2 rRNA genes (1 of these 2 cut by a window edge) are annotated in these 2,500 nt (G+C 56.2%); both read right to left on the bottom strand.

Annotated elements, in window-relative coordinates:
• Positions 1-16: 16 nt before the first annotated feature.
• Positions 17-131: ribosomal RNA gene (gene rrf, locus EDC31_RS17005) — 5S ribosomal RNA — on the bottom strand.
• 120 nt (positions 132-251) lie between these two features.
• Positions 252-2,500: ribosomal RNA gene (locus EDC31_RS17010) — 23S ribosomal RNA — on the bottom strand; it runs 486 nt beyond the window's last position.

The raw sequence follows: 2,500 nt of genomic DNA on the forward strand, positions 1-2,500 counted from the left end.
CAGGCTGGACTGATTGATCTGGCGGCGACCGACTTTTCCGTGCCTTGAGGCAGAGTATCATGGGCGCTGGGGCATTTGACGGCCGAGTTCGGGATGGGATCGGGTGATTTGCTCCCGCCATGGCCACCAGATCGATGGGTCCACCCTGTTTTGATTGGGTGGTGTGGAGGGTGGTGCTGTGGTGAGAGGAGATTTTTTGCGTGGATGACTGCTGTGCATGTGTGTTTTACCGTCTCGTTTGAGGCGGTGATGTGGTGAGCGATAGGGGCGATTAGGACCGGTTAGCTGAGCGCATTGCTGCGCGTATACACCCGGCCTATTGACGTGCTGGTCTTGCACGGCCCTGTGAGACCTCGTTTTGAGGTGGGTTTCCCGCTTAGATGCTTTCAGCGGTTATCCCGTCCAGACTTAGCTACCCGGCTGTGCCGCTGGCGCGACAACCGGTGCACCAGAGGTCTGTTCATCCCGGTCCTCTCGTACTAGGGACAAATCCTCTCAAGTCTCATACACCCACGGCAGATAGGGACCGAACTGTCTCACGACGTTCTAAACCCAGCTCACGTACCACTTTAATCGGCGAACAGCCGAACCCTTGGGACCTGCTCCAGCCCCAGGATGTGATGAGCCGACATCGAGGTGCCAAACCTCCCCGTCGATGTGGACTCTTGGGGGAGATCAGCCTGTTATCCCTAGAGTACCTTTTATCCGTTGAGCGATGGCCCGTCCACGTGGGACCACCGGATCACTATGGCCGACTTTCGTCTCTGCTCGAGCTGTCACTCTCGCAGTCAGGCGGGCTTATGCCATTGCACTCAACAGCCGATGTCCGACCGGCTTGAGCCCACCATCGCGCGCCTCCGTTACACTTTGGGAGGCGACCGCCCCAGTCAAACTGCCCGCCATGCAGGGTCCCGGACCAGGCTTACTGGTCGCGGTTAGACAGCAGAAAAAGTCAGGGTGGTATTTCAAGGTCGGCTCCACACAGACTGGCGCCCATGCTTCAAAGCCTCCCACCTATCCTACACAAAATTTTCCTGATGCCACTGCAAAGCTGCAGTAAAGGTTCATAGGGTCTTTCCGTCTGACCGCGGGTACCCCGCATCTTCACGGGGAATTCAATTTCGCTGGATCGATGCTGGAGACAGTGGGGAAGTCGTTACGCCATTCGTGCAGGTCGGAACTTACCCGACAAGGAATTTCGCTACCTTAGGACCGTTATAGTTACGGCCGCCGTTTACCGGGGCTTCAATTCAATGCTCTCACATCTCCTTTTAACCTTCCGGCACCGGGCAGGCGTCAGGCCGTATACGTCGTCTCTCGACTTCGCACAGCCCTGTGTTTTTACTAAACAGTCGCTACCCCCTGGTCTGTGCCACCCGCCCATGGTTGCCCACAAACGGGTCTCGTTTATCCCGAAGTTACACGAGCAATTTGCCTAGTTCCTTCAGCATCGTTCTTCCAAGCGCCTTGGTATGCTCTACCAGTCCACCTGTGTCGGTTTCGGGTACGGTCTATACGCCAGAGCTGTTTCCCGGAATGCTCCAAAAGCCCGGACAATCCATTAAGCCCGGACAACATCTCGCATTCGTCACTTCTGGCAGGCCCAGTAATATTCAACTGGTTCCCATCGACTACGGCTCTCGCCCTCGCCTTAGGGGCCGGCTCACCCTGCGGGGATTAACCTTGCGCAGGAACCCTTGGACTTTCGGCGACAGTGTTTCTCGCACTGTTTGTCGCTACTCATGTCAGCATTCGCACTTCCGATACCTCCAGAGAGAGTCACCTCGTCTCCTTCGCAGGCCTACGGAACGCTCCGCTACCGCGCATTCATAGAATGCACCCACAGCTTCGGCACGTGGCTTGAGCCCCGTTACATTTTCGGCGCAGGGTTTCTATTAGACCAGTGAGCTATTACGCTTTCTTTAAAGGATGGCTGCTTCTAAGCCAACCTCCTGGTTGTTTTGGAATCCCCACATCCTTTCCCACTTAGCCACGATTTGGGGGCCTTAGCTGGTGGTCTGGGCTGTTTCCCTCTCGACGATGGACCTTAGCACCCACCGTCTGTCTGCCAGGCTAAACTTCCGGGTATTCGGAGTTTGGTTAGGTTTGGTAAGGCTTTGGGCCCCCCTAGCCCATCCAGTGCTCTACCCCCCGGGGTCAACACCTGACGATCTACCTCAATAGATTTCGCGGAGAACCAGCTATCTCCGAGTTTGATTGGCCTTTCACCCCTAGCCACAGCTCATCCCCGACTTTTTCAACAGGCGTGGGTTCGGCCCTCCAGTGCGTGTTACCGCACCTTCAGCCTGGCCATGGCTAGATCACTCGGTTTCGGGTCTTCTGCCAGCAACTCATGCGCCCTCTTCAGACTCGCTTTCGCTACGCCTACACCTACCGGCTTAAGCTCGCTGCAAACAGAAACTCGCTGACCCATTATACAAAAGGTACGCCGTCACCCCATAAGAGGCTCCGACTGCTTGTAGGCATCCGGTTTCAGGTC

Origin of the sequence: Acidomonas methanolica (assembly GCF_004346035.1) — a bacterium.
GTDB classification, from domain to species: Bacteria; Pseudomonadota; Alphaproteobacteria; order Acetobacterales; family Acetobacteraceae; genus Acidomonas; species Acidomonas methanolica.